General features: G+C 63.0%; 2 protein-coding genes and 2 pseudogenes. 1 reads left to right on the top strand and 3 read right to left on the bottom strand.

The window, feature by feature from the left end:
• Positions 1-174 precede the first annotated feature (174 nt).
• Both ACPZMI_RS00170 and ACPZMI_RS00165 read right to left on the bottom strand, forming a co-directional pair.
• Positions 175-699 (bottom strand): annotated as a pseudogene (locus ACPZMI_RS00170) (methyl-accepting chemotaxis protein); the annotation flags it as partial.
• Between the two features lie 330 nt (positions 700-1,029).
• Positions 1,030-2,094 (bottom strand): annotated as a pseudogene (locus tag ACPZMI_RS00165) (methyl-accepting chemotaxis protein); the annotation flags it as partial.
• A 268-nt stretch (positions 2,095-2,362) separates the two neighbouring features.
• Between ACPZMI_RS00165 and ACPZMI_RS00160 the strand changes: the two are divergent.
• Positions 2,363-4,237, top strand: a complete 1,875-nt coding sequence (locus ACPZMI_RS00160) for an MFS transporter (protein WP_186667110.1) — start codon at positions 2,363-2,365, stop codon at positions 4,235-4,237.
• A gap of 15 nt (positions 4,238-4,252) precedes the next feature.
• Here ACPZMI_RS00160 and sugE read toward each other — a convergent pair whose 3' ends face one another.
• On the bottom strand, positions 4,253-4,570 hold the full coding sequence (sugE, locus tag ACPZMI_RS00155; RefSeq protein WP_186667108.1) for a quaternary ammonium compound efflux SMR transporter SugE: 318 nt from the start codon (positions 4,568-4,570) through the stop codon (positions 4,253-4,255).
• Positions 4,571-4,775 lie beyond the last annotated feature (205 nt).

Genomic DNA, 4,775 nt, shown 5'->3' with positions numbered 1-4,775 from the left:
CATGCGGCATGCAGCTTGCCATTCACCGCTCTCACTCCAGATTCTAATCCCCTATCAAGACACAAGCGGCGGTTCGGCGCTCCGACTTGCCCGCGAACACGGGCGTAGCCCGTGCCAGGCACCGCGGTGTGCTTTTCGCGGGCAAGCCCGCTCCTACAAGAGGTTCTCGGTCTGTCAGAGGCGGAACCGGCTGATCATCTGCTGCAATTGCCCACCCAGTCGCGCCAGTTCGACGCTGGACACCGAGGTCTGCTCACTGGCCTCGGCGGTCTGTTCGGAAATATCCCTCACCGTCACCACGCTGCGGCTGATCTCCTCGGCCACAGCGCTCTGCTGCTCGGAGGCTGCAGCAATCTGCTGGTTCATCAACTGGATGCCCGATACCCGCTGAGTGATGCCCTCCAGCGCAACGCCGGCCTCACGTACCAGTGCCACGCTGCTTTCGGTCAGGCTCTGGCTTTCTTCCATCAGGTCGCTGACCGAGCGCGTGCCTTGCTCCAGGCTGCTGATCGCCGATTCGATTTCTTCGGTCGAGGCCTGGGTACGCTGCGCCAGGCTGCGTACCTCGTCGGCGACCACGGCAAAACCACGACCGGCCTCGCCAGCGCGGGCGGCCTCGATGGCGGCGTTGAGCGCCAGCAGGTTGGTCTGCTCGGCCACCGCCTTGATCACGTCCATCACCTTGCCGATACGCTGGCTTTCGTTGCGCAGGGCGTCCATCGCCTCATTGGTGGCGTCGACCTGGCTGGCCAGGCGGCCGATCTGGGTCACGGCGCGGGTGACCACACTGTCGCCTTCGCGGGCCTCGAGATCGGTGGCGCTGGCGGCCACCGAGGCTTCGCCAGCATTGCGCGCCACTTCCTGCACGGTGGCGGCCATTTCCTGCATCGCGGTGGCGACCTGGTCGGTCTCCTGGCGCTGGCTGCTGGCGCCGGCGCTGGTTTGCGCGGTGATCGCCGAGAGCTCTTCGGTAGCACTGGCAATCTGCGAGATGCCGTCGCGCACGCCGCCGATCAGTTGGCGTAGCTTGGTAGTCATGCCATGCAGGCTGTTCTGCAACTGGCCGAGTTCATCACGGCGACTGCTGCTGGGTTGCTCGCCCAAGTTGCCGTCGGCCACCTCCTCCAGGGCGTGCAGAACCCGTTGCAGCGGCTGGCTGATCTGCCGGGCGATCAGTATCGCCAGCAGGGCGCCGAGCAGCAGGGCGAGGGCGGTGGTGGCGAACTGCAGCGTCTTGGTGAACTGGCTGTCATTGACCACGGCCACCGCTTGGCTGTCAAGCAATTGGCCGATCAGGGTGGTGAGGGTCGCGACGTCATTGCCCATGTTGGCGCGGTAGTCCATCAGTTTGCGGGTTTCGCCGCGGAAGGCCTCGACGGCGGCGGCGTAGGCACGCACCTGTTCGTTTAGTTGGCGGAATTCGTCGGCGAACTGGCCATTGAATGTCGCGGTCAGGGTCGGCAGGTCGTTCACCGTGGTGGCGATCTGCGCATTCATCACCTGCTCGGTGTCTGCGTTGGTGTTGCCGGTGTAGCCACGTACCTGGTAGCGCAGCAGGATCAGGTTCTCGCGAATCTGGTTGATCGCTTCGCTGCGCACGTAGCGCTGTTCGGCGTCGGGCAACGCGCGGAGCTGCTTGCGGATGCCGTCGATCGTGGCGAACGACTGGGTTGCAAGCGCGCCCATCTCTTTTTGCGCCGCGCGCATGGTGCGGTACGACTGCAGGCTCAGTTCCTGGTTGCGGGCGTAGGCCTGCAGGGTCTGCTCGGCCTTGTCGAGGGTCTGCAGGTTGGTCGCGTTGCGCATGATGCCGTGGAGTTTCGTCAAACGGGCCTGGAAGGCCGCCAGTGTCTGTTGCAACGCCTTGTCTTGTGCTTCGTCGCCACTGGACATGGCGTGTTGCAGGCGCGCCTCGCGCAGATCGCCCAGGGCATCGTTGAGGGCGGAAACATCGCTGACCACTTCGCTGCGCCGCACCATGCTGCCCAGGGCGTCCCAGCCAATCAGCGACTGGGCCAGGGTCAGCACGAGGACCAGGCCAAAACCGAGGCCAAGTTTGTGTGCGATCTTCAGATCGCCGAACCAGGTGAACATCTGCTGCTGTGCTCCTTTTCTTGTGCGTTGGAGGAGAGCCGAAGGCTGATCCTGTTACCGGATTTAGTCATCTATATGAATTATCGGCAGCCTTGCAACAATCTGAAAAGGGTTTGCAGAAAAATAATGGCATATAGCCATTAATTGGTTCGTTGTGCGTGTTGCGGTTCGCAGGCCAGTTGCCAGGGATGGGCAATCGCGTGCAGATTTGTGGCTTCTCGCGATGAGCAGACCTCCAATTGACAACGCCCTCTCAGGAACAAGGACGATGAGTCATTCCTCGCAATTCACCTTGCTCGGCAAGCGGCGCTTCCTGCCGTTCTTCATCACCCAGTCGCTGGGTGCCTTCAACGACAACCTGTTCAAGCAGTCGCTGATCCTGGCGATCCTCTACAAGCTCAGCCTGGAGGGCGACCGTTCGATCTGGGTCAACCTCTGCGCGCTGCTGTTCATCCTGCCGTTCTTCCTGTTCTCGGCGCTGGCCGGGCAGTTTGGCGAGAAGTTCGCCAAGGATGCGCTGATCCGTGCGATCAAGCTGGCTGAAGTGGTGATCATGGTGATTGGCGCGGTGGGCTTTCTCAGTGATCACCTGGAACTGATGCTGCTGACATTGTTTGCCATGGGCACTCATTCGGCGCTGTTCGGGCCGGTGAAGTACTCGATCCTGCCCCAGGCCTTGCGCGAAGACGAACTGGTCGGCGGCAACGGGCTGGTGGAAATGGGCACCTTCCTGGCGATCCTGGCCGGTACCATCGGTGCCGGGGTGATGATGTCCTCGGGCAACTACGCCACGGTGGTGGCCGGAGGCATCGTCGGCACTGCGGTGCTCGGCTACCTGGCCAGCCGCTGGATCCCGCGGGCGGCGGCGGTGGCGCCGCAGATGAAGCTGGATTGGAATATCTTCAAGCAGTCCTGGGCCACCTTGCGCCTGGGCTTGGGGCAGACCCCGGCGGTGTCGCGCTCGATCGTCGGCAACTCGTGGTTCTGGTTCGTCGGGGCGATCTACCTGACGCAGATCCCGGCCTATGCCAAGGACTGGCTGCACGGCGACGAGACCGTGGTCACGCTGGTGCTGACGCTGTTCTCGGTGGGCATTGCCGTCGGTTCGCTGTTGTGCGAACGCCTGAGCGGGCGCAAGGTGGAGATCGGCCTGGTGCCGTTCGGCTCGTTCGGCCTGACCCTGTTCGGCCTGCTCTGGTGGTGGCATTCGGGTGATGTGCCAGCCGCTGCTGCGCCACACGATTGGCTGAGCCTGTTGGGCATGAGCCAGGCCTGGTGGATCATGGTCTCGATCGTCGGGCTTGGTGTGTTCGGCGGTTTCTACATCGTGCCGCTGTACGCCTTGATCCAGGCGCGTACGCCTGAAGACCAGCGCGCCCGGGTGATCGCCGCGAACAACATCCTCAATGCCCTGTTCATGGTGGTCTCGGCGATCGTCACCATCGTCCTCTTGAGCCTGGCCGACCTGAGCATCCCGCAGCTGTTCCTGGTGGTGTCGCTGCTCAACATTGCGGTCAACGCCTACATCTTCCGCATTGTTCCTGAATTCACCATGCGCTTCCTGATCTGGCTGCTCAGCCATTCGATGTACCGCGTCGAGCACCGCGACCTCGATCGTATCCCTGACGAGGGGGCGGCGCTGTTGGTGTGCAACCATGTGTCGTTCGTCGATGCGCTGCTGATCGGCGGTGCGATCCGCCGACCGATCCGTTTCGTCATGTACTACAAGATCTACAACCTGCCGGTGCTCAACTTCGTGTTCCGCACTGCCGGGGCCATCCCGATTGCCGGGCGCAGTGAGGACGAGGCGACGTACGAGCGGGCCTTTGCGCGCATTGCCGAGTACCTGCGGGCCGGTGAGGTGGTGTGCATCTTCCCGGAAGGCAAGCTGACCGCCGATGGTGAGATCGATGTGTTCAAGGGCGGGGTCAACAAAATTCTCCAGGAAACCCCGGTGCCGGTGATTCCGCTGGCTTTGCAGGGGCTGTGGGGGAGCTTCTTCAGTCGCGATCCGGCCAAGGGCTTTCTGCGCCGGTTATGGTCGCGGGTGACCCTGGTGGCCGGTGCCGCCATCCCGGTGGAGGCGGCCCAGCCTGAAGCGCTGCGCGAGAAGGTCAGTGCCCTGCGCGGCGACTTGCGTTGAGGGAAAGGGCGAAGGTCAGCTGGCGCTGACCTTCAGGCCGATCAGGCCGGCGACGATCAGCGCAACGCTGAGCAGTCGTACCAGTGCCATGGATTCGCCGAACAGGATGATCCCGGCGATTACCGTGCCGATCGCGCCGACGCCGGTCCAGATGGCGTAGGCAGTGCCCAGCGGCAATTCCTTCATGGCCAGGCCAAGCAGGCCCAGGCTCACGGCCATGGCGGCGACGGTCAGTGCGGTGGGGAGTGGGCGAGTGAAGCCATCGGTGTATTTGAGGCCGACAGCCCAGCCGACTTCGAACAGGCCGGCGAAGAACAGGATGATCCAGGACATGATGATTCTCCATCGTTGAAAGATGGGGCCGTCCCCGGATTGGTCACGCGTTGCGTCGTGAGGTCGTCCTCACAGTGCGCACTATATTGCACATCTGTAGGGTTGCAGGCAAGTGGTGGCTGTCCGGGCCTCTTCGCGGGCAAGTCGCGGCGGCGAACCGCCGCTTGTGTCTTGATAGGGGATTAGAATCTGGAGTGAGAGCGGT

Source organism: Pseudomonas wayambapalatensis (genome assembly GCF_049942315.1).
Taxonomy (GTDB): Bacteria; Pseudomonadota; Gammaproteobacteria; order Pseudomonadales; family Pseudomonadaceae; genus Aquipseudomonas; species Aquipseudomonas wayambapalatensis.
This window is presented reverse-complemented; position numbering and strand designations above follow the sequence as displayed.

Excerpts from the sequence above, each read along its gene's own strand:
- ACPZMI_RS00160 (WP_186667110.1), top strand. The coding sequence starts at position 2,363 with ATGAGTCATTCCTCGCAATTCACCTTGCTCGGCAAGCGGCGCTTCCTG.
- sugE (WP_186667108.1), bottom strand. The coding sequence starts at position 4,570 with ATGTCCTGGATCATCCTGTTCTTCGCCGGCCTGTTCGAAGTCGGCTGG.